Origin of the sequence: Paraglaciecola sp. L1A13, from assembly GCF_009796745.1 — a bacterium.
Classification (GTDB): domain Bacteria; phylum Pseudomonadota; class Gammaproteobacteria; order Enterobacterales; family Alteromonadaceae; genus Paraglaciecola.
On record NZ_CP047024.1, the window covers coordinates 222,918 to 246,550 of the forward strand.

Annotated in this window: 12 protein-coding genes; 8 read left to right on the forward strand and 4 right to left on the reverse strand. The window is 40.0% G+C overall.

The window, feature by feature from the left end; all coding sequences use genetic code 11:
- Positions 1-64: 64 nt before the first annotated feature.
- Positions 65-2,977 carry a metallophosphoesterase gene (locus GQR89_RS00975; protein WP_158768327.1) on the reverse strand — a complete coding sequence of 971 codons (2,913 nt, stop codon included), beginning with the start codon at positions 2,975-2,977 and terminating at the stop codon, positions 65-67.
- A 332-nt stretch (positions 2,978-3,309) separates the two neighbouring features.
- Here GQR89_RS00975 and GQR89_RS00980 point away from each other — a divergent pair, with 332 nt between their 5' ends.
- From GQR89_RS00980 to GQR89_RS00990, 3 genes are all read left to right on the forward strand, one after another.
- On the forward strand, positions 3,310-3,801 hold the full coding sequence (locus GQR89_RS00980) for an RNA polymerase sigma factor (RefSeq protein WP_158768328.1): 492 nt from the start codon (positions 3,310-3,312) through the stop codon (positions 3,799-3,801).
- Between the two features lie 83 nt (positions 3,802-3,884).
- The gene (locus tag GQR89_RS00985; RefSeq protein WP_158768329.1) at positions 3,885-4,847 is read left to right on the forward strand and encodes a FecR domain-containing protein; all 963 of its coding nucleotides are present in this window, start codon (positions 3,885-3,887) and stop codon (positions 4,845-4,847) included.
- 83 nt (positions 4,848-4,930) lie between these two features.
- Entirely contained in the window at positions 4,931-7,822 is a 2,892-nt protein-coding gene (locus tag GQR89_RS00990) for a TonB-dependent receptor (RefSeq protein ID WP_158768330.1), read from the forward strand.
- 43 nt (positions 7,823-7,865) lie between these two features.
- Here the strand turns inward: GQR89_RS00990 and GQR89_RS00995 are convergent, their stop codons facing one another.
- The 3 genes from GQR89_RS00995 to GQR89_RS01005 all read right to left on the reverse strand — a co-directional run bounded on the left by GQR89_RS00995 (position 7,866) and on the right by GQR89_RS01005 (position 10,396).
- Positions 7,866-8,576: a hypothetical protein gene (locus GQR89_RS00995; protein WP_233269042.1), complete on the reverse strand. Its 711-nt coding sequence runs from the start codon at positions 8,574-8,576 to the stop codon at positions 7,866-7,868.
- 254 nt (positions 8,577-8,830) lie between these two features.
- Positions 8,831-10,069, reverse strand: coding sequence for a type II toxin-antitoxin system HipA family toxin (locus GQR89_RS01000; protein WP_158768331.1), 1,239 nt, complete (start codon positions 10,067-10,069; stop codon positions 8,831-8,833).
- Between the two features lie 12 nt (positions 10,070-10,081).
- Entirely contained in the window at positions 10,082-10,396 is a 315-nt protein-coding gene (locus GQR89_RS01005) for a helix-turn-helix domain-containing protein (protein WP_158768332.1), read from the reverse strand.
- 625 nt (positions 10,397-11,021) lie between these two features.
- Here GQR89_RS01005 and GQR89_RS01010 point away from each other — a divergent pair.
- The 5 genes from GQR89_RS01010 (at position 11,022) to GQR89_RS01030 (ending at position 23,616) form a co-directional block, all read left to right on the forward strand.
- On the forward strand, positions 11,022-12,782 hold the full coding sequence (locus GQR89_RS01010; protein ID WP_158768333.1) for a class I SAM-dependent methyltransferase: 1,761 nt from the start codon (positions 11,022-11,024) through the stop codon (positions 12,780-12,782).
- Positions 12,783-13,231: 449 nt separating this feature from the next.
- Positions 13,232-15,349, forward strand: coding sequence for a hypothetical protein (locus GQR89_RS01015; protein WP_158768334.1), 2,118 nt, complete (start codon positions 13,232-13,234; stop codon positions 15,347-15,349).
- Positions 15,346-16,881 carry a hypothetical protein gene (locus GQR89_RS01020; protein ID WP_158768335.1) on the forward strand — a complete coding sequence of 512 codons (1,536 nt, stop codon included), beginning with the start codon at positions 15,346-15,348 and terminating at the stop codon, positions 16,879-16,881. Before GQR89_RS01015 ends, GQR89_RS01020 begins: the two co-directional genes overlap by 4 nt.
- Entirely contained in the window at positions 16,874-22,261 is a 5,388-nt protein-coding gene (locus GQR89_RS01025; protein ID WP_158768336.1) for an ATP-binding protein, read from the forward strand. Before GQR89_RS01020 ends, GQR89_RS01025 begins: the two co-directional genes overlap by 8 nt.
- A gap of 95 nt (positions 22,262-22,356) precedes the next feature.
- Positions 22,357-23,616: a DNA cytosine methyltransferase gene (locus GQR89_RS01030; RefSeq protein WP_199271357.1), complete on the forward strand. Its 1,260-nt coding sequence runs from the start codon at positions 22,357-22,359 to the stop codon at positions 23,614-23,616.
- The last annotated feature ends 17 nt before the right edge of the window (positions 23,617-23,633 follow it).

Genomic DNA, 23,633 nt, shown 5'->3' on the forward strand with positions numbered 1-23,633 from the left:
GATATTAGCAAAAGGCTTTGTTTTTCCTTTAGGTATTTACATTGTTAGGTTGAAGCCTAAAACGTTATTTTTCGATCACTGCAAATTTACCGTCGGTGTGAATAAAGCCCCAAATGGTGTGGCTGTCTTTCACATAACCCCAATAGCGCTGCTGGCAGTTGCTGACCTGAAATCCACCTTCGGGGTGTTGATCTGTTAAGCGATAGTAAACAGAGTAATGGTCTGAATAACCGCTTTCAATATAGCACTCATCAGTAAAAGCGGGCACCCATGACTCGCTCGCTTCGTCATAACGACCAATGGTTAAATCGGTAAGGGTTGTCCCCTCTGGCGCGGCGAAGACCAATGTCATGGCATCAGCAAAATCTAACCCATCGTCAAGGTAGCGCTCTGTCCAATTGGCACTGTTACCACTAGGGTTACCGTTGGCAATATCTGGGTTAAGTGATGCTTCAACATCAGTACCTTTATTAAACACACCATCCCGAGCTACGTGAGTGGCGTTGTTCACCTGTTCACCATTTTGGTTAACATAGGTTAATGAAGCCGACTCGCCTTGAGCTAACGTACCATTGTCAACATCGACAGTGGGTAAGCTAACGTAACCGTATTGGTCAAAGTACGAGCCCTCTTGAGTTTGGTTGCCACTTATCAACAAGACGTCCGAAAGGGTGGTTGCATCATCATCTACAAACCAGCTCAACGAAAGTAATTCACGTAAGCGTTCTACTTCACCGACAGTGGCAGCATATGAGCTGTTGTAGGTAAGGTTGTAACCGTCAATTATCGTTGCTTCTGAGCCGATATAACCGTCGTCTGCACTGGCTGTTGAATGTGCATAGTAGTTTTGATCTGGTGCTACAACGCGCACGGTTGCATCTGTGGTACGCGTATTTTCATCCAGCACTTGCCACTCAACTTCAGCGCAGCTTTCTGTGGTGGTAGAACCTGTCACCATATAATCACCGCTGTAGGTACACCACGCATTTTGGGCGTAGTCGTAATGTGCCCCTAAGTTCATATCTACTTCGGTTAGCGTATGCTCAGCAAAATAGGATTTAGTGGTAATTTGACGTCCATTGATCTCAACCACCACAAATGAAATACCATTGCCCAAATCAGAGGTTACACTTGCGTAGTTTGTGCCTTCACTGTTGGTTAGATTGCCACCGGTGATGGTGTCGTAAAAGTTATTAATAAACAAACCTGTTTCATGCTCGTCGTGCATGCCGTACAAGTCTTCATAGGCCTTCCATGACGCGTTACCGCCAATAATTTGGGTAAAGCCATTTGCACTATCTTTATCCTCCGCTGATGGGTGAATAAGGCTGCGAGCATATTGATGGTCATGACCTGCCACATAGGTCACTTTATAATCGTTAAATAAGTTTAATATATCACTGGCCAAGCCCGGTTCTGCTTCATCCTGTAGTTGCAGATAACCTAATTGGCCAATATCGTAACCATTTAAACTAGGCTCCTCTAGCTCTTCATAGGCACTGGTGGCAGCTTCAACCGCATTAGAGTAGACCGCGATTTCCTCAGCCGATGCGCCGCCGTCAACAGCATTATCCAATGTCGCCTGTGCTTCTTCTAATGCCGCTTCAAGAGATAAACGCTCGGCAACATAAGCATCATAAATTTCGACTTGATACGTTTGTGGGCGCTTTTTGGTGGATAAGGGTTCGTGTCCAAAAGCAACGATGTGATCAACATTTGCTGCGTTGGTGGTAATGACCTCAGTTAACCAGTCACGCAGAATGGTCCACGTACCTCGATAAGCGCTGCTATATAACTCAGCAAAATAAAAATCTAACGCGATAAATAAGGTTTTGTCTTGGATCACGTAATAAACCAAGTCCTCAGCGCCAGGGAAGCCAATTGCTGTGCCCGCATCTAAATGTTCTTGCACCAAGGCGCCAGTATAAGATTGATATAGACGATACCCTTGATCGAAATCAACGGCTTCGTAACCATCGTAAGGATTGATATCGTTATACACATTATTAACCGATTGGCGTTCCCACTCTTGTTCATTGGTAAACCAAGCCGGCCAGTTACGCCCGTTAACTATTTCATGGTTGCCACGAGCAGGAAATATACTCACCCCTGCAGCTTTTAACGGTTGGGCGACCTTTTCCATCCACTGCACGTAATCTGATTCAGCGCGATACTCGGTGATATCACCGGTGGCTAATACAATATCTACATCGAGCTCGATCATTTTGTCAGTAACGGCTTCAACCAATGGTAGAGGCAGTACCTTCCAGTCTGGACCAAAGTCTTTGCGATCTTCTGGGGCAACCACAATGGGTTCGCCAGAATCGTCGGTCTCTATAAATGGATGATACGGGTCAGAAACATTTACCAAGTAACTAATACCGTCTTCGTCCCAATCCCCAGCCTTTACGCTGTCGTTTTGGCTTTCTGTTCCAGCGTCGTAATAGCCATCACCGTTATAATCGACGCCTATATACTCTTTTACCGCTAAGGCATTGCCGTCGCGATCGACTTCAGCGTATACGCTCATGTTGTCGTCGTCACGACCCTGTGTATCAGGGAATATGGCAAAACGTAAAATCTTATCGGCGTTTTTAGTTAACACATTGGCACCTGTTGTACCTGCACTGCCTAGCACAGGCGCAGCAGCCATCAATGCATCTAAAGTCGCTTGTAATGTATCAATCTCTGCTTGCAGAGCAACAATGTCATCACTTGTGGTAGAAGCATTCGTCTCAGCTTGAAGGGCTGCTAGCGCAGCTTCCATGGTGCTTAGTTCAGCCTGCATGGCATCAGCAGTGGCCTGTAAGGTTGCTAGGTCGGTTTCGCTAGCAGCATTGAGTGAAGTAAGTTGCGCCTGCAACGCAGCAACTTGTTCTTCAAGCGCGTCCACTTCTTTATCGTTGTCGTCGGTTAAATTACATGCACTTAGGACACTAATGGCCGCCAGTGAAAGTACAAAATGTCGAAGCTTCATTCAGGTTTCCTTTATCATCAATACGGTCGTGTGGTTTAGGGTTCTCCTCAAGCTTTACTTGAAGATCATGTGCAACAGACGAGCTGAAATCAGATAAGGGGACAAAGTTTTTTATATTTTTTAAAAAAGGATAATAGTCATAAACTTGTCATAATTAATCTTTAAGATGAGTGGTTAACCAGCTGAATTAAAAGGGTTTTTCCGTTGGATGCAAAAGCTTATTAGTCTGTGCATTTGGCATTGTCGAATATGGCAGTATAGGAAGAAATCTAATTTTCAAAATGCATAACGCTGATTAGGTTGTGCTCAATCGCGTTTAGGCAGTGACTCTTGTGAAACAAAACGAATCATTCATTCCTTTTATGCCCAAGGTGAGAAGGTTTGTACAGAATAAAACCAAAAGCACTGACTTAACCAATGATGTGATTCAAGAAACGATGCTCAGAACGTTTCGCCGAGCACCTAGCGAAACGTTGCAAAGCCCCCTCGCATATATGATGACTGTGGCAAAATCCGTACTGTCTGATCATTGGCGCATCGAAAAAAAGCACCAAATGACAGAAGAGCTAACTGAGCACCAAGCACATCATGCGGATATTGAAGGCGAATATTTAAATAGCGAAAAAGTAAAGATAGTCGCCCAGTTAATAGACAGCATGCCGCCATTGCGACGTAAAGTATTTCAAATGAGGCGTTTAGAAGGAAAGAGTCGAGAAGATATAGCACAAGAATTAGATCTATCTGTTGAAGCGGTGAAAAAACACATCAATCGCGCGATGGTAGACGTAACCTTTTGTGCACAAAAACATGGCTGGGAATTTTAGCGATAAATGTCACCTTTTTTTGCCAATTTCCGTTATACAAATGAGTAGTTCTTCTCGATAACTAACAGCACGTAAGATTAAATATGAATAGACAACGACTTGCACAAGCCGCCGACTGGCTTGACCAAGAAAATGAATTGAGCGAACAACAGCACACGTTGTTCCTAGCGTGGATGAATGACCCAGAAAATGCCGCAGCCTATCAGCAAATGAAAGCAGTGATGTCATCTGACGTACTCGAAACGGCTTTCACATCTTCTGCACAGCGGCGGGACGTCAGCATACAAAAGCAGCCTGTAAAATATATGTCGCATTTAGCTATGGCGGCAACTGTTGCCTGTTTGGGGGTGTTGGTATATTTCATTTCAGGGCAACAGCCAGAAAAATCTAACCCCACCGTCATTGTGGCTTCGCCCAACGTGTATCAGCTGGAACTCGAGTCGCCCTTAGCACAACGCAGCTCGAAGGTACTCATCGACGGCACCCAATTACATCTCAACGCCAACAGTGCGGTGCAAATACAGCAAAACATCGCGCAAAGGCATGCGCTATTAATCAGTGGCCAAGTGTATTTTGATGTAGCAAAAGACCCCAATCGACCATTTGTGATTGACGTAGGGCAAGCCACCGTCACTGTGTTAGGCACCGCTTTTGATATTGATTATTCAGCGTCACTTACCACCATTAGTGTTTACGAAGGCCATGTGCAAGTCACGGCAGGAAAAAGAATCAATTTAACGGCAGGGCAAACCCTTAAAATTACGAATGACGACGTACGCTTAGAACGCGACGGTCACTTGGGTATGTTGCCTTCATGGCGAAGTGGCTGGCTTGAGGCGAATGATCTGCCTTTGGCTCAAGTCGTCGAAAAATTGCAACGTTATTTAACCAAGCCTGTTGAGCTTTCTTCACCCGAGTTAAAGAATATTCCTATAGTCGGCCGTTTCTCGTTAGACGACCCAAAACAGGCTTTAACATTACTCGCCAGTGCTCATCAACTAGCGTTAGTAAGTGAGCCTGAGCGCTTTGTGCTTCAGCGCAATTAGTGTCTCAGTTGGGTCACTTCACCCTAGGATAGAGCCCTCCAGTTATTTTTGGCTACCAGGCAGTGGTTAAAATTAGCAGCATTATGCGTAAAATATTACTTCTTCTGACTCTGTTATCCTGTGTCAGCCCCACAGTGCATGCCGACGAGTTAGCAAAACAACAATATATTCATTTGCAAGTAAACAACCTTGCAGATGCATTTAATCAGCTTTCGCGAGTATTTGGTGTGGCGTTTGTAGCATCTCGAGGAACTTACACTAAGCCGCAAGCGATTGATCTAGTGGGCCAATATAGTGTCACGCAGGCGCTGCAAAAAATTCTTAAAGAGACGCCGTATTCTTACCAAGTCACAGAATACGGAATCGTTGTTACTGCCAGCGTCGCTTCTGAGCCTGCCAAACAAGATAGCGTCATAGATGAAGTGGTTGTTACCGGTATTCAAGCATCACTCTTACGTGCTCAATCATTAAAAAAAGCCACGGTAGAAATTTCAGACGTCATCGTAGCCGAAGATATCGCCACCTATCCCAACATTAACACTGCTGAAGCACTACAAAGGATCCCAGGGGTTGTTATTACCCGAGAAGCGGGGGAAGGTCGGCAAGTGTCATTGCGCGGGCTCTCCCCTGATTTTACTTTAGTAACAGTCAACGGTATGCCCGTATTAGCCAACAATGATTCCCCCATGGATAGCCGTGTACAAAAGCAGCATGATCGTTCGTTTGACTTCAACCTTTTCTCTGCTGAGCTGTTTAGTCAAACCCAGGTGTTTAAAGCATACTCTGTTGCCCAGCCTGCTGGTGGTTTAGCAGGCACATTGGCGCTGCGCACAACACGACCCTTTGATCGAGAAGGTTTCAACTTCGTGCTGACACCTCAAGTGAGCTACAACCAATACACTGAACAGCCCGCTGAGCGGTTCTCCAGTATGGTGTCGAATACGTGGGGCGAATGGGGAGCGATTTTATCTGTGTCATATGGCAAGCGGTTGGTTGAAGAGCAAGGCGCAAATACTATTCGATGGCGCAAAATCTCCTTACCGCAGAGTTCAGTCGCATTATTGTCGCCTGAGCTGCAATCAGCTTTCACTCAGGGGGAAGTTATTATTCCCAGAGGCAATCGCTATTCTATTTGGCGCAGTGAACAAAGTCGATTGGGCATAGGAGGTGGCCTTGAATATAACGGGAAAAAGGTAAAGGTGAATGTAGATCTGTTGCACGCCAGACTAGATTCACAGCGCGATGAGTTCCACTTATATCCCAGAGGCGATCAATCTACGCCCATCATTGTGGGCGTAACGCAATTGTCTGATGCCCAAATCAATGAACAAAGCGAATTGGAATATAGCGCTTATCAAAATGGTCGGGTGGCTACGGAAAGCCGCTATCAACAAACCCAAACTGATTACAACCAAGTCGTTGTAAGCGCAACGCTTAACGTATCCCAATACCGTCGCTGGAAAATACTTATAGGGGAAGAAAAATCGACCTTTAACATACCCATTAGCAATAAAATTTATACCCGGGGGATCAGTGATGTCAGCATTGATTATCGCGATGACCGCTACTTTGCTGATATCCAATATGCTAGCGATTTACGCCAAGACAGTATGTGGCACATGAGTGAAATCGACCTTGAAGAATATGCTTCCGCCACGCGCTACCGTCATGCTCAAACCTCTGTTAGCCAACAGCTTTTTGATTCGCTTAATATTGAGTGGGGCCTAGAGTTTAATCGCTTTACAACGTTCTCATCGTCGACCTATCAGACAGACCTATTAAAAGAGCAATGGGCAAGCAATGACACCGCCTTACCTGCCAACATGACGCGGCTGTTAAATAGTCATTCGAACGTCAGTTGGTTAGGGTTAAAAACGAATCAAGCGATTCAGTTTTTTTCCCTAAACCCATATAATTTAACCGCAAATCCCTATGCCATAACAAACAAAAAAAGCCAGCTAAGGGAAGACAAAAGTGCAGCTTATATTAGCGCCAATTGGCAAACGGATAGGTTAACAATACAAGCAGGTTTGCGTTATCAACAAGAGAAAATCAACGTTACGCTTGATTCAATTGAAGCATGTTGCTCTGCAGAGCAGCATCAACAATGGCTGCCTAGTGTAAATCTGGTTTTTCAACCTCGCGCACAATGGATACTGCGTTTAGGCTTGTCACGTAATATTGGCTTTCCGTCGTTTGACGATTTAAGCAGCGAGTTAACATACGATGAGCAAAATCAGATTGTGTATGGCGCCAATCATCAACTGTCGCCGTATACATCAAACAATGTCGACATTGCCGTAGAACGGTATATTGAACAACATACCTCCATTTCGGTTAACGCTTTTTATAAAAACATTACCGATTTTATTGTACCGCAAGCTACCCAATTCACCTTTGGCGAAACAAATTTTCCTAATCATTGGGCCGATACCAACTTAGACGCTTCAACCCTTGTCACCTTGGTCAATAAAACCAATCAGGAACGGGCAAGCATCGCCGGTATTGAAACTATGCTGCGTTATGAGCGCCCTGACTTGCCTAAGCCTTGGGGGAATATGGGGTTTATTGGTCACTATGCTTTCACCGATGGTCAGATGACTTATTACAATGAATTAACCGCACAGCCTCTGTTTGATAAAGCCATTCCAAATTTATCAAAACATACTGCGTCACTCACCCTATATTATGAAACCGAGCGGCTAAACGCCCGTCTTTCGGCTACTTATCGTGATAGGTATATATATCGTGTTAACAGTGCGAATTTAATAGACGAAGATGAAACAGGGTTTCATCAAACCATGTACCTTGATGCCAGTGTACGTTTTAAATTGAATGACCAATGGCAATTGCAAGCAGAAGCGCTGAACCTAACCAATGAACGTGAAGAGCAGTACAGTAGCTCACAAGACCGGGCCTATAACTCCACAACCAGTGGCAGTACGTTTTATCTCGGGGTGAGTTATCGATATTAGCGAATGACTGAAACGCCAAAGCGATGTTCACAGGTATCGTCATTTACTCGCTCTGCACGCAGCGCAATAAATGTATCTTTTTGCGCCGTGCTAATAAGTGCTCTTTTGGGCAATGCATGGCACCTAGTATCCAGCCACCTGTGTCTTCGTCGCCTGCTTTTATTTCACTTGCTGTATAAACTGTGTCACAGCTTTTGCAATGCACTTGGCCTTTGCCCGCCCCAATCATATCGCTGGCGATATATTCAAACCGGTCAAACGTATTAGGTACCACATTGCACACATAATGGGTTGGGTCGTAAGTGCGCAACCAGCGATGAATATAGTGTTCCTGGGTGTTTTGGCCGCTATGCGGGTTCGCCCGAGCGCTTGTTTTCGAGTCAATTTCAGCTTCTACGTCATAGCAGTCTCTAGCGCTAGCGTCATCGTTAAGTGAAAAAGGTTTAGGGTTTAGTCTATCGAAGACCATGGGTAGCAAATCAGCCGTTTCAAAAATAAAGCGCCCAGCGAGTCTTTCACCGTAAATATCTGTGCCTTTGTACATAATATGCGAGCCACACAGGGGCAGGGCATCCACAAATTCCTCCCATTCCTGCTGTACTTTCTGGGCTTCAAGCTGAGCCATTTTTTTGTTATGTTTCACTGTCTCAGGATCAACCGGTCTTGGTTCAGGCCAAACATAATCTGGGTCGGTGATAAAGCATGTTTTATCTTGGCTTTTAAACCACTTCCAATAAAGCACTGGCCATATCAAGATATAGGCACCCGCCCGTAACAGCACTAGGCTCGGTGACGCAGGATACTCAATCCTGTCTTTGAAAATGATGAGTTTGCTATTCTGTTATCAAACAAGCGCTTGAGTTAGGGTCTCTAAACAGCGTGCAAATGTAAAATAAGAATAATTAATTTTTCAGGTGTATCTGTATTGCGTGCTCCGTGTAAAACAAAGGGTAAACGAAATTCTGCTGCTCTAATGCAGATGAAGTTCGACCACACTGGCTTGACGCTCTAGTCGAGTATAAAGCAATCCCTCAACAGCTCTCTTTCCTCTTTGCTGATACCTGCTTGTTGAGCAAGGTTTTCCCACTTTGAGACAGTATTTAACAATCTTTGGTGGATGTTTTTGGCGGTACTGTCATTAACGTGAAAGTACTCTGCAACCTCAAATGCCAAGCCTATCGAGAGCGCGTTACTCACATCATTAATATTAAGGTGTAGGCCAGTGGCATATAACATGGGGTTGATATCGTAGGCAGGAGATAACCGCCAGCCAGTGGGCTGAAGAATGAATCCGTGATTTCTCAGGTGATCATCGCAATTTGAGACCATGATGTTAAACAGCATTCTTGTCCAAAGTTGTTTAAGATCTTGCAGAGTATTAGAACCGTGTTGTATGAGAAATTCTGCAAGTTCCAAGTAACTTGCACCATCATCCTGACCATCAAAGTATTCTAGCTGAGTCATCGCGGAACTGAAGTGAAGCCGTTTCCCTGAATCGGTGCGGTCGAACCTTTTCGTTAAAAAAATATGATGTCTGCCAATGGCTTCAACTTTGGACTCTGCCATTTCGATGCCTGACTCGATCGCCATTTGGTATACGACGAACTCCCATAGGCCAATATCGTGATCATCATGACGACTGGGAAACTTGGCTAACCACAAACTATTATCATGATTTCTTATTGACGCCTTTGGTCTGGCTCCACCTAATGATGAACCCGGTGAAATCAGAATATTAAGCCATTTTAGATAATCTGGATTATCTAAATCTGGTTTTTCTTCTATTTTATTTGCAGCCTGTAGTAGCTCGGGTAGGTTGGTTATTGCTGGCGCAGATAGCTCATGGTTATCGTCTAAAAATGGACCTGTTAACGCTGTGCGAAAGCGCAGTGCACCCATACGAAATGAGTCGTGAACGCCCAGCAAGTAATCTGTCTCGTATAAACTTTTTGCTCGTCGTTTCTCTCGTCGAGCGATAACCGCTTCTCTACGTTGCATCAGCAACCGCCCCCATCGATCAGGGCATGAGTCGAGGAATACTTTGAAATTTTTATCGCTCTGGGCATGTTGCTCACCAACGAATAACGTTAGAGAAGGATCAATCTGGAGAACATAGTCGGAGGCTAACCACTTCTCATCATAACTAAAGCTGAAATGCTCTTTTCCTCTTATTTCAGACGAGCGCAATGTGCCGACCAACATAGGGTCAGTGGTTTCAGTCCAATCAGCGTAAACGTGGATTTCCATAATACGACGCTCTTATTTTTTATTCATCAATTTGATGTCTTGTAGCTTTCTTCCTAGCTCGTCATCAAATGCGATTTTAGTTAGGTCGTCCACTAGGCCCAGGGAGGCTAAAACGTTGACGTAGTGCCCAAGCGAAACAGAAGGGTCACCCTTTAAGATTTTTCGTAACGTCGGTTTAGATATCCCTGTTCTACTGTGCATCATTTCTTGGGTAACACCGCGTCGTTTCATCGCCAGAGTTAAGTTTTCGCCCAAGATGCTTAACACCTTTTTGTGTTTTGGGAAAATGACAGCAGAGCGCTTTGGTTTTGATTCAATAGTATTCATAGTGAAACTATATTTTCTTTAATCTAGGATTAATAAAATTATAGTTTCATTTTAATATTAAAGAAAGTGATAAATCGACCTTCCCAATTGTCTTCATGTGAAACAAAAATTACTTTATAGATTAAATTATGAAACTATAGTTTCATAATGGAAGTGTCTCATATTAGTAATTTATCCAAAAAAATCCTAATCCTTGAGACAACAAACCATCCCTCGGGCATTTTGGGGCAGTATGGCAGGGCCTTGATTCACGGTACTTAGCAATTACTTCAGCTTGGCCGCAACGCTTTTATTACTTGGGGCATCGTTTAAAAAATTGAATAGGTACCTACCAATACCTTTATCTGTCTGCTGCGTCAAAAGCGGAAAATATCTCAATCAAAAAATAAGATAAGTCACAGTGTTGTTACTCCTTTAACGTACTGAAAATACAGGGATAAGTAATAGTTATACAGATTGCCGAATAACGAAGAAAGACAAATGACTGACCATCGGGTACATTTTGCTTGTACCTATAGCTCAAGATATTTACCTGTACTTCATTTGAAGTGTTTACCCCTCAGCGATACTATTAAAATTCGCACTGCCATAGAAAATAGCCAGTTGATGTGTCACAAGGATTAATGTGTCTAACGATTATTACAATAATAAAGTTCAAGAAATAGCGCCGCAATATTTATCCTTGTCGTTTGAGCAAGTACACGGCAATTGGGCGCACTATTTACCCGCTATCTTAGACAAACCCAATGCCACTATTCTTGATGTTGGCGCGGGTGTTGGCCGAGACGTAAGTCATATCGCCAATTTACTTGCCAAAAGAAATCAAGGGAATAATCAGTGCCGTGTTTATGCCGTAGAGCCCGCATTACAAATGCTGCAAACTGGCCAAAACACCACCCAAGGGCAAAATGTTCATTGGCTGCAAGACTCACTACCTGCATTAGATAAAACCACACGCTTAGAAATCAGTTTTGACCTGATTTTATTAAGTGCCGTTTGGATGCATATTCCTGTGAGTCAACGGAGTCGCTCATTGCGTAAGTTAGCCAATTTGCTCAAACCCGGCGGTAAAATAGTAGTATCGCTGAAATTTGGCATGTCAGCACAAGAGCAGCATGAAAGGAAAATGTTCGACGTCAGCATTGAAGAAGTTGAGGCACTAGCACAAAACCTAGGCTTGTTTTCAAAACTCGAATCGCAAAACACAAAAGACCAACTAGGGCGTGAGGACGTTTACTGGCAAACTCTCGTATTGCAAATGCCAGACGACGGCACAGGTGCCTTCCCATTTATCCGCCATGTGGCCATTAATGACGGAAAATCTGCCACGCACAAATTGGCACTGCTAAGAGTATTGTTAAGAATTGCCGATGGCCATGCAGGTGCGGTACTAAGGCGTGAACCTTCTGCAAACGGTGACAGAGTCATACTGCCATTAGGCTTGGTGGCTTTGTATTGGATTCACCAATACAAAGATTTAATTGACCATTACAGGTTATTTCAAACACCTAATCAACGCCCCAATATGGGCTTTATGAAAAACAACGGTTGGTACCAACTAACCCACAGAGCCTCAGCCGATTTTCGCATTGGTAACTTATTTGTCGGTGCCGACGCAAAAGCGTTATACCGAACGCTCTCGGCTAGTGCGCAAAATATAAGAGACATGCCGTGCAAGTACATAATCTTACCTAACAGTGATACCCGAGTGTTTGAAGTAGACGCGAAAACCGTTAAAGCAAAAGACAGTCTATTTCTAGATTTAAACACCCTAACTCAGTGGGGCGAGTTCTCATTACCCGAAACCACTTGGTTAGCGCTAAGCCGATATGCCTGTTGGATAGAGCCTGTTTTAGTCAGCGAATGGGTAAAAACCATGGCCAGCTACCAAGGTAACCTAGGTTATACCGCACCAGACAAGCAATACCTGCTTTACCAAGCATTAAAATGGGAAGAGCCAAAGCGTTCAACTACAGGCGTTCGCCAGCGGTTCGACACCCTTGCTACCACTCAACAAATGCACTGTATTTGGTCAGCGAAAACCTTAAAGCGAAAATACGACATCGATCACAGCATGCCTTTTTCACGCTGGCCAAATAATGATTTATGGAACCTAGTTCCCAGCGATAGCCAAGTTAACAATAACAAACGAGATAAATTACCCTCCGAAAAAACACTCAATGCCGCTAAAGAGCGCATGCAACACTGGTGGGCATCGGCATGGTTAAACGACAACAAACAGAATCAAAAACAACGCTTCTTCGCCGAAGCCAATATCGCACTACCCGGACTCAGCGCACAAAACGATTCTATTGATGATTTGTTTGAAGCACTACTGCTACAAAGAGGCCGTTTGAAAGATATGCAGCAATTGAGTGAGTGGTAGGATGGTTAAGGCATTGGCGAATTTCGCCAATGTGAGCCTAAAAACTTCGGTTTGGCCGACCGTGGGGTTTTAGTTGCTATGCGATTAATTAACATGGATGGGCTGTTAATTTGCTCTGACGAGAAGCAACAACGGTCAAAAAATAACTACTTTGCTTTTATTGGTAAAAATAGTAATCTCGTTTGTATAAAAAACACTAAAAACAATGATTTACGTTCAATGGTTATGAATATTTATGGCAAGTGATTTGGAGTTAATACACCTTGCGTTTGATCGGGTAAAGGAATTGTCGCTTAAATTTGGCGACTCGATTCCTCATCTAATTTCTAGTTTTCAACGAACCTTACCTCGCAGGTTGATAGCTAAAGATTGCCAATATATAAGTACTCATTAAAGATAGATATATTGTCTGTTTTACATACCTTTTTAAACTATATGGATTTAGGATTATGAATAGCGAAGTTGACAAACTTTACCCCGTTGCATTTCTCAACTGGGCTGGTTCAAAGCAAGGTGGTGTTAGAAACCCATTCAAAAAAAACTCAGGCAGACCAGCAGGGAAAAAAATAGAAACACCTTTGACAATAAAGTTAAAAAAATGGGTTAGTGAAATTGTAAATAATAATTCGGAATACACGCCAAGGGCTATATTGTTAATAGGGGGACCAGGTAATGGTAAAACAGATGCTGTTGAAGGATGTATAGAGGATTTTGATAAAGCTATAAAAGCTGATGGTGTCTTGATAGGACGCTTTGCCGAACAATACGAGATTTTAGAAGGGACATTACCCCCAAGAAAATCAGTAGTTAATTTCTCGGATTTATGGGAACCAAAATTTGGTATAAAGCCAGAAATCCACTTAGTACAAGATGCTACAGAAAAAGACACTGAACAAAATCAGACAAATCCAGAAAAGCTTTTAAATGATGAACTTGTCAGTATATTAAATGGCGAGTTCCAAGGTGTTTATATCTGCTGTATCAACCGTGGAGTTTTAGCAAATGCTTCTTCATTGGCTCATAAAAAAAATAACAAACCTTTAATTAAACTGATTAATGAACTAGTTAAAGCCGCTAGTGGAGGACCATTAGCTCCCGATTCGTGGCCATTAGAAGGGCGAAATATTGCTATTTGGCCTATGGATGTCGAGTCATTAGTATCCCCTGCTTCTGGTGAGTCAATTGCAGTAATGCATCAGATTTTGCATCAAGCTCTTAGAGATAAATTATGGCAACCCCCTTGTGACAACCATTCAGTCTGTCCATTTTGCCAAAATAAATTATTGCTTGAAGAGAAAGAAGCTCAAAATAACCTAGTGAAATTACTACATTTTTACGAATTATGTGCTGGAAAAAGATGGACTTTCCGAGATTTATATTCGCTAGTATCTTATTTGTTTATTGGGGACCAAGAGGAGTTGATGATTGGAAAGAAACTATATTCACCATGTGAATGGACTGCAAATCAACTAGAGGTAATTAGTAAAGAAAAGGAAGACCTTAGCTTTGCCAAAGCGCCTTATCTCATGATGAGTAAATTATACCATCATCGATTATTTTCTTTATGGCCTAAATTGAATAAAGGTAATCACCGAACAGCAAAATTAGCTGTTCTTAAAAAGCCTAAAAGTTCAGAGCATTATAAAGAATATTGTAGTGCCTCAAACCATTTTAAGGCATTAGCTAATCTAACAAATAACGATTCGAACTCTATAAGGAAAATACTTTCAGAAAGTTTTTCTCATTACCTAGATCCTGCGTTATTAAGTGGTGATGTGACTTTTTTCGAAAAGAACGTAAACAATGAAAAAATCAATGTTACAGCAGACTTTATCGATGAAAGATTCGGGTTGTCTATCAGCGACGGCTTGAAGTTAGTTTCAAGAAGGTTGCCAGAATTAGATAAAAGAATTTTAAAAAATTTGATATTAGCAGATGAGTTTTTGATGGAGCATAACCATAGTCCTTTACTCTCGAATCAAGTCAGATTTTTACAGGCCTCAATCAGACAGTTTTCATCTAGATTGGTTAAACGCAGCTTAGGTGTTAAGTATGGTTTATGTAAAAGTGTTGCAGCCTTGAGCGATTATTCCAAATTCCATGATGATAAAAAACAAATTAAGAACACTGAACGACAAATCCGTGGGTTAATAAATGAGCACGGACATTTTTCTATTCCCTTATCAACAACGTTTGGCCAACCAGTTGCACATCGAGATAGAGACATTTCATTACTGGTGAGCGAAATTAAGCCAAAAATGGTTAAGTTTTATGACGGTTTATCGAAACCTAAGGAGTACTTGCCATATATTTCCATTCACAAAAAACGTTATTTGCCAGTAACTTTCAATTTATTTAAATCTTTAAGAGAAATAGAAAAGGGTCTAAATGAAGCTTCACTACCTGAAGAAATTTTCGCAATGCTTGATGAAGTTAAATCAATAATAGCTGGTGAGATAGTTAGGGATGAAGACTACCTTGATTTAAGTGCAAAAATTAAAATTGGTGCTAAAGAGTTTGAGATTGATACAGATGAAGATTTAGCTTTTACTGGAGAAATTAAATGAGTCATCTGTCTAGTTTCAATGAAGCACCTTGGAAATCAGAAGCATTACATAAAAAATATACAAAGAGCTTTCTTCATTTAAGTCCTTTACCCGAAGTAGCTACGGGAGAGATTTTACTGGCTTCATTGTATCGAAATGTAGGTTTTTCTGGAGTAATTTCCGAAAGGCAACCACCTGTTCTTGGTCGGAAATTAACCAGAAACCTTGATAAACGAAAGCGACCTAATGGTGCTGAAAGTGCAATTGATATAGATGATGATTTATGGAATCAAATTGTTACTAGGTCAATTACAAGTCCTAAGCAAACCAATCAATCTAAAAAACAATTTTTACAATTAAGTCCATTGGTACCAGATTCTACTATTTATTCAATGTCAGCAAGGCTGGCCGGAAATCCATGGAATCCAGGTAAATTGATTGCCAAAATGATTAGTATGGGTACTGATGATAAAGTTGATGCATTATATTTATGGCAGGAGATATTTGATAAGTTATCGGTTACAGAAGACGATGACATTTGGGCACAATTAATTCAAAAAGAGTTTACGACTTGGCGTGAAAAAGAGTTTGTAGGGACTTGGTCTAGACCAAACCATTTACCCTTAAAAGAAGATGAAATTTTCGGCAACCTTTCATTACAAAATCCTGCCCTGCAATTTGTAAAGGACTTAAAAATAGTCCTTGCGTTGAAAAACTATTTAACACGAAGGCAATGGATTTCAATGGTGGAATCATTGTGTCGAATCGCTGCCTGTTCCCATGTTATGTGGCTTTGTACCATAAATAAAAAAATATCTTCAATGCTTGAGCAGGCTTTGAGCGAAGGGAAGCACTTTAATGAAGAAGAAGTAAAATATGAATTATCACAAAATGATAACTTTTGGTCTCTAGAACAGCCAACTAATAAAACTATAGAAGCAACAGTAAGGGGTTATATATTAGGTCGTTGTTCTATTAATTTAATTTTATGCAACATTTCAGATAATGATTATTTTGATGATAATGCAGTTATTCTATCCTCTCCACAAAAAATCACTCAAACGTTAAATCACTTAGCCAAACAATATAAGTATTTCGATTACCCGGCATATAGAGAAAATTATAGATCCATTCTTGACATGGAACCTAAGATCACAGCATGCAAAAAAGGAACATCTAAAAATATTTTAGAATTCATTAGTTACGTTGTTAGGCAAAGGCAAACATCTGAAGCAGGCTTAGAAAGCTATGACCAAGGTTACTTTCTTCGTAAAAAAGGTGCTTATTCAAGTGCCCCATGGGTAGTGGGGTTAGGACCTACAGCACTTTTATTGATGGTGCATTGTACTGCAGCTCAGACAGAAGGCCCCTGTACTATTGCTGACTTAATTAAGCAACTTTCCTTTTACGGCCTAGAGGCAGAGATTCAACAAGATAGTAATAGTACATTCTATAAATTACTTAGAAGTTTAGGTTTAGTAATTGAGAGTCCCGATGCAGAGGGTGGCATGGTCATCAATACACCTTTCAAAATAGGGAATAGTAATGAATAGTTTTTATAAGTTTTTGATTAAAGAAGTTAAGGATGAAATTTCAGCTCTCTTAACTAATGAAAAAGATCCGATTCGTGTGCTTTTTTCAGGGTTACCAAAGAACATGTTGGAAAAAATATTTACCTATCTTTGTAATGGAGAAAAACAGCTAAAAATATCAAGAGATAATTTAACAAAACATATTCCTGTTTTACTTGTTGATTCAAGTATTAATAATGATCCTCAAAACTTAAATTCAGGCAGGTGCACAAATAATCATTTAGTAACTGTTAGGAATACAGAGGAGGGCTCATATTTTGCTTTACATGCTATTGATGATATTACGAACCTTTCTTCTGAAACCGCGGCGGAGCGCAAAGGAATTTCAACCCAACATCATAATAATGTGCATGAATGGTTGGAAGAATCTTTAATTTTAAATATTTTGAATTCGATACTTTCTAAATTTCACGAAAACGAACAGGAAACAGTAAGTGAAGTTATTAAAGGGGCTTTAACAGAAGCATGGGATGGCGATCAAAGACATCGTGACAGACGTGCTGTTTGGACTATCCTGGAGGATACTTATAATACTGTATCTACTAATCCAAATAGCCTTCACCTTTATGAACAGCTTGGTTTGCCCTGCATAGAAGGTGATGAAATTTTAGCCACTTTAAAATTACCTGAAAAGATTTCCAATTACTTTGTTGAATATGGTTTTCATAGTGGTTTAGAAATGATGACTAATGAGCTACCTGATGAAGACTTTGAACTCAAAGAAGCTCTAGAATCATTTATCAAGTCTATTTCTGTAAACTGCCTTTTGGCATCAGAATTTCATGATAATCCAATGGGTAATTATGCAAAAGCAAAAGAACATGATGAGTCGAACTGGTGGAATACTTTAACCAATAAAACTTGGGGCAAGCTATTAGGAGGCTTTTCTGAACCACAAGAATATTCAGAAATTATAGTTACATGCTTAGATACACTCTATAACCCAATATCTAAAAGTCACCCTGACGTTGTTCAAAATAGAACATCTTTTCTAATATCCCCCGCTGATGAACAAGGTGAAGTAATATTAGAGATAAGTAAGTCGTCGGGTAATAAAGCGTTACAAAGCATAGCAACAATTACAATTACAGATACAGATGTAAATTGGGAAGACGAAGTTGGATTTTTAGAGCATGATTTATTTCTTAGATACCATTTTTCATCTGATTCACTTGTAAAACCATTAGTTTATAAAGTAATAAACTTAGAGTCATTTAAGCCCCAGATTACAATTAACTGTCGGTCAGCAACCAAAATCACCCCTTTCAAATTTAAAGCTAAGAAAGGGAAAATAGCCAAAAAAAATAATGAGGGACATTATGAATGCCAAATTGAATTAAATGGTATAGGTTCTCACACTCTTGATTTATTTCATACGGCCGGGCTAAAACTAGATTCCAAGATGACTGGTTTTTTCTCTAGTGACTCCAATGATGAAGTTACATTTAAAAATATAACACCTTCCTCTAAAGAGCATGCTGTTTGTTTAATTGAAGCTGATGAAGATTGTGTTTATGAATTCGAACTCGATGATTATGATAGTAATGTAACTCGTAAATATTTAATTAGCTTTACAGTTAGTGAATTTATTCCTAAAGGTGTTTCGAGTGAATTTCGCAAGCTCGTAATTGAAAGTAGTGGTGGAAAATCAGCTTTAAAAGTTGATGTAAGACAGACCATGCTATCAAACTTTGAACATTGGATCCTGAGTGATCATGAGTCTTTCTATCCGGTTATTTTAGGGCCTGGATTGAAGAATAAATGGACCAAGCCAGTCTGGAATTCAAATCCGGTAATCTCGGATATGAAAATTTTCTTGGATCCCAGGCCAACATACGATTCACTAGCTTCAGCAGTACCTCAAACTTATATTAAAAGCCGTGATATTCTCCGTATTTTATTGAAAAAATATTGTGATAATAATGGGGATTCAATTGAATCTTTGAATTTCGGGTTACTTTATTTAGATGACGAATTTAAAGTAGCATTTAATTCATACATCACAGAATATTTCAAATGGCTAAATAGTGATTATGAAACAGCTATATGGAGTGATATTTTAACCGTGCACTCTGAAGAATCGAGCAATAATTGTTTAAACTCTATTCCAGATGCTGTTATTTTATCACCATTTCACCCCGTAAGAATTGCCTGGCACTGCAATGCTCAACGTTTACTTGAAGATGCCAGAAAAGATGGAGTTTGTGCACCGGCTTCAGGTGTTATTGACCCCACCGTATTTCCTGATTGCTTTGCGCTACCATGCTTAAATGCTAATTCATCACCTGAATATAAAGGTTTTGCCTCGGTAAGAGCCTCCTCTGATTATTGGAGTGTTCTTTGGAGTACTGACAGTATATCTAACATCAACGATGAAGATTATGAATCAATTTTTGGCGATGAGTTTGGAATAACGATAGACGGGATAGCACAAGGTTTCAGCACTCAGCAAGTTAAAAGGACACTTGATGATGTTCGACAACTAGCATGTGCAAAATCTACTTTAACTATATCTTTAACAAGTGACACTACAGGCCAAAGTTCTTGTAATGTTGGGGTCGAGGAGTGGTGTGAGGAAAACTTAGGGATAGAAAAAGATGAATGGTCCTCAGCTGGTGCAAACTCACTTAGAGTATATGATACGAGATCTCAAAAAGCGCAGCCTGAACCAGCAATTCTAGCATCATTAACTGCCCGTTCTGGTACTAATGTACGTTGGTATACAAAAAAGAATAATGAAAAAATTGAGAAGAGAGATTTAGCTATTATTGATCATTTAAAAACGATGAATAATACCTTCGAGAAGCATAATTTTAATTCAGCTGTTGACACAACTGGTTTGTTTAGAAAAAGTATTAAACATAGCTTTTCAAAACAGAATAAGTTTTTGGCAGAGTCTAGAGTTGGTCATTTCATCACATCACCAATTGATGAGGATGGAAGTATCAAAAATGTTTTATTAAATACTCTCGATGTCATGGAAAGCTCATGTAAAGAGTTTGATTTATTCGATAGTTTAGTATTTGCACCAAACTTAAAGACATTGGAAGACTCCCTCTTTAACACTAATTTTTGCGCAGTTTCATCTTCGACTATAGATGCATCTTGTTTCCAGATGCCAGATCAAACATCGTTACTGTGGGATTATGAGTTACCAAAATACTCTTCTGATCAAGGTCAATCAAGCGGATTTTATTTATTGGCTCGCGAGTCGGATAATATGCATGAGGCTCTTAAAAATGCACTAATAGAATTCCAAGGGGAAACACCTTTAGATAAAGAGCAAAGCAAAAGTTTACTACAAGAGATATCACTAAGAGGTATGCCAACGTTAAAGAAATTAACGAGTGGAGGAACGTCAAGCTTTGGTGAGATAGGTATGCTAGTCGCCTTAAGATTATTACAAACCGAATTTCAGAATAATATCAATTGTAATGGCTTAATTCCTGTAATCAAAGATTCACATATAAACTTGATTATCCCAGCGGATATATTCCAACCAAGGTTTGATAGCCTAAGAGCTCATTTAAAGACGGGTAATATGGAGAGACCAGATTTAATTGTTATTAGTATTGGTTTATCGGAAGGGAAGGCAAAGTCAATTCGTTTAACCCCTGTGGAAGTTAAAGCTAGATCTGAAAAGATGATGCCAGAAGAAAGAGTTAACGCTATAAAGCAAGCGAAGACTTTTGCTGATTTTCTTGAATATATGCAAAAAGAATCCCAGAAGAGTGAGCTGTGGGGACTTGCTTGGAGAGAGATGCTGTCATCATGGATTGATTATGGCTTTAGAATATATGGTGAAATAAATAGTGTTAAGAAGAAAAGCTTTGAGTGGTCTAAGTTTCATGAATCGACAATTATTAGTTTGATGTCAAAAAATATTGATGTTGAAATTGACAAAGTAGGCAGGTTGATTAGTTTAGAAAATTGCTTGCATGGGGAAATAATTTCATCTGTTGATAAAGAATTTAAAGATACAATTGTTTTATCTCACCATTCTGCTGCTGCTTTACTAAGTGATAAACAAGAGACTGTGATTAAAGATGTTTTTTCAAAAGTTGGTCATTGGGGCTTATTGAGTGACGTTAAGAAAGTGAGTGCGACTACAGAATTAGAAGTAAGCCAAGACAAAGAAAATCAAGGTGAACAAAAAAGTCCCTTAACTCCTGATCATGAAGAGATTCCAAAAGATGTAGGTAAAGAAAGCACTACTAATAGTTTAGGAATTAATTTCAAGGTTGGTGAAAGTCTGGATAGGTTTGAAAATAAAGACACTACTTTTTATCCCGGCAATACAGCTTTGAATAACATAAATATAGGAGTAGTTGGTGATCTTGGTACAGGTAAAACACAACTACTAAAATCATTAGTGTATCAACTAGTAAGTAAGCCAGAGAATAATCGTGGAGTCGCACCAAAAGTTCTTATATTGGATTATAAACGTGACTTTAGTGACCTTGATAATGAAAACTGTAAATTCATATCTAAAACTGATATTAAGGTTTTTAAGCCCAAAGACCTTCCTCTGAATATGTTCAACACTTCAGATTCATCAGCGGCAACTCCCTGGTTAGACCGCTATTCATTTTTTAGAGATGTACTAAGTAAAATATTTAGTGCACAGAAACCTCTTCAAGATAATTTTTTGAAAAAAGCAGTTAAAAAATGCTTCAAGGAAATCGAAGGGAGAGACCCAACTGTTTATGAAGTATTTGAAGCCTACGAAGAGCTGGTGGATGGTAAGGTTGATACTACCTATACAATAATGAGTGATATAATCGATTACGAAATATTTGAAAGTAATCCTGATAAAATAAAAACCTTCGAAAGTTTTTTTGATAGCACTATTGCCATTGATCTAAGCGGGTTCAGTGACGATAAAATAAAGAATATGATAATCGTTATCTTCCTTAACTTTTACTACGACTATATGAAAAAAGTAAAGAAAAGGCCTTTTTTAGGTGAGAGCCCTCAAACAAGGTTTATTGATTCTTATCTCCTAGTTGATGAAGCACACAACATCATGCCTTATGAATTCCCGGTACTGAGTAAACTATTGTTACAAGGCCGAGAATTTGGGGTTGGTGTAATTCTCGCTTCACAATTCTTTTCACATTTTAAAACTAATAAAGAAAATTATATGGAGCCAATTCAGAGTTGGTTTGTACATAAAGTACCTGGAATTAAAGTAAGCGATTTAGATCGGATTGGTTTGCCAAACTCGGGTCAAAGTACAATTAACAGAATAGCTTCGTTAGAGGTCTTTGAGTCACTATGCAAAACATTAGGTCATAATGGGGATTTTATTAAGGGAATACCATTTTATAAACTGGATTAAGTATTACCATTTACAGTATCCTACTTGGCAATAAATAGGAATGTAGCTTGCAATGCTGTATATAAATACAGTACTGTGAGTTGGTTGTTTTGATAGTGGAATCTAATATTAAAAATTTGATATCAACAGGGACATATATTGACCTTTTTTCTGGATGTGGTGGATTTTCCTTAGGCCTTGGTAATGCTGGCTGGAAAGGAATATTTGCTGTTGAAAAAGACCCTATGGCTTTTGATACTTTTAGGTATAATTTAATCGATGGCGATAAATATAGCCATTTTGATTGGCCCGATTGGCTGCCCAAAAAAGCAACTACCATTCAAACTCTACTTGAAGACTATATCGACTCTCTGAAAGCGTTAAAGGGAAAAGTCGATTTGATTGCAGGTGGTCCACCGTGCCAAGGTTTTTCTCTTGCTGGGCGAAGAAATTCTTCAGACCCAAGAAATCAGCTTTCTGAGCAATACATCAAAATGGTAAAAATCGTAAGCCCCAAATATTTGGTGCTTGAAAATGTACGTGGCTTTAACGCGACATTTAAAGACTCTAAGGGTATAGCTGAAAAACAACCGTACTCGATGGTCGTTAAAGCTAAGCTAGAAAAGCTTGGTTATAAAGTTTTTACCGATTATGTGCATAGTGAAAAGTATGGTGTACCTCAAAAACGTACCCGTTTTATTATGATTGGTATTAGAAAAGACATTTGTAAACTTGATGTTGACCCTTTTGTAGTGCTTGAGTCATTGAGACACGACTTCCTTAAGAGTAAGAAATTACCTAAAACACCTATTTCTGTTAAAGCTGCAATAAGTGACCTTGAACACATTGGAGCTAATAAAGTTTATCATTCAGGAAATGAGAATACAGGTTTTAAAAAATTAGATTATGTACTTCCTGATAAATTGACAACGTTTCAAAAGGCGATGAGAAAAGGCATTAATGGCTCTAAACCAAATGGTTTGAGGATCGCTAGGCACCGGGGCACCACAGTTGAAAAATTTGAATATATTCAGCAAGTATGCCGACCTGGATTAGGATTAACTGCTGAGCAAAAAAAAGTAATTGGCATGAAAAAACAAGTAATAAGTGTTTTAGACCCATCTCAACCTTCTAGAACTTTGACCACTTTACCTGATGACTTGTTACATTATTCTGAACCTAGAATCTTAACTGTTCGTGAAAATGCAAGGATACAGTCCTTTCCAGATGACTTTAAATTTCAAGGGAAATATACAACTGGCGGTCATAGAAGAACTCAAGAATGTCCTAGATATACTCAGGTAGGAAATGCTGTCCCGCCTTTATTAGGGGAAGTATTAGGACTGACACTAAAGAAAGTTGATTTAAATTCATAAACTAAAAGGAATTAGAA

Coding starts and splice junctions, on each gene's coding strand:
- GQR89_RS00975 (WP_158768327.1), bottom strand. CDS start 2,977: ATGAAGCTTCGACATTTTGTACTTTCACTGGCGGCCATTAGTGTCCTA.
- GQR89_RS00985 (WP_158768329.1), top strand. CDS start 3,885: ATGAATAGACAACGACTTGCACAAGCCGCCGACTGGCTTGACCAAGAA.
- GQR89_RS00990 (WP_158768330.1), top strand. CDS start 4,931: ATGCGTAAAATATTACTTCTTCTGACTCTGTTATCCTGTGTCAGCCCC.
- GQR89_RS01000 (WP_158768331.1), bottom strand. CDS start 10,069: ATGGAAATCCACGTTTACGCTGATTGGACTGAAACCACTGACCCTATG.
- GQR89_RS01005 (WP_158768332.1), bottom strand. CDS start 10,396: ATGAATACTATTGAATCAAAACCAAAGCGCTCTGCTGTCATTTTCCCA.
- GQR89_RS01015 (WP_158768334.1), top strand. CDS start 13,232: ATGAATAGCGAAGTTGACAAACTTTACCCCGTTGCATTTCTCAACTGG.
- GQR89_RS01020 (WP_158768335.1), top strand. CDS start 15,346: ATGAGTCATCTGTCTAGTTTCAATGAAGCACCTTGGAAATCAGAAGCA.
- GQR89_RS01025 (WP_158768336.1), top strand. CDS start 16,874: ATGAATAGTTTTTATAAGTTTTTGATTAAAGAAGTTAAGGATGAAATT.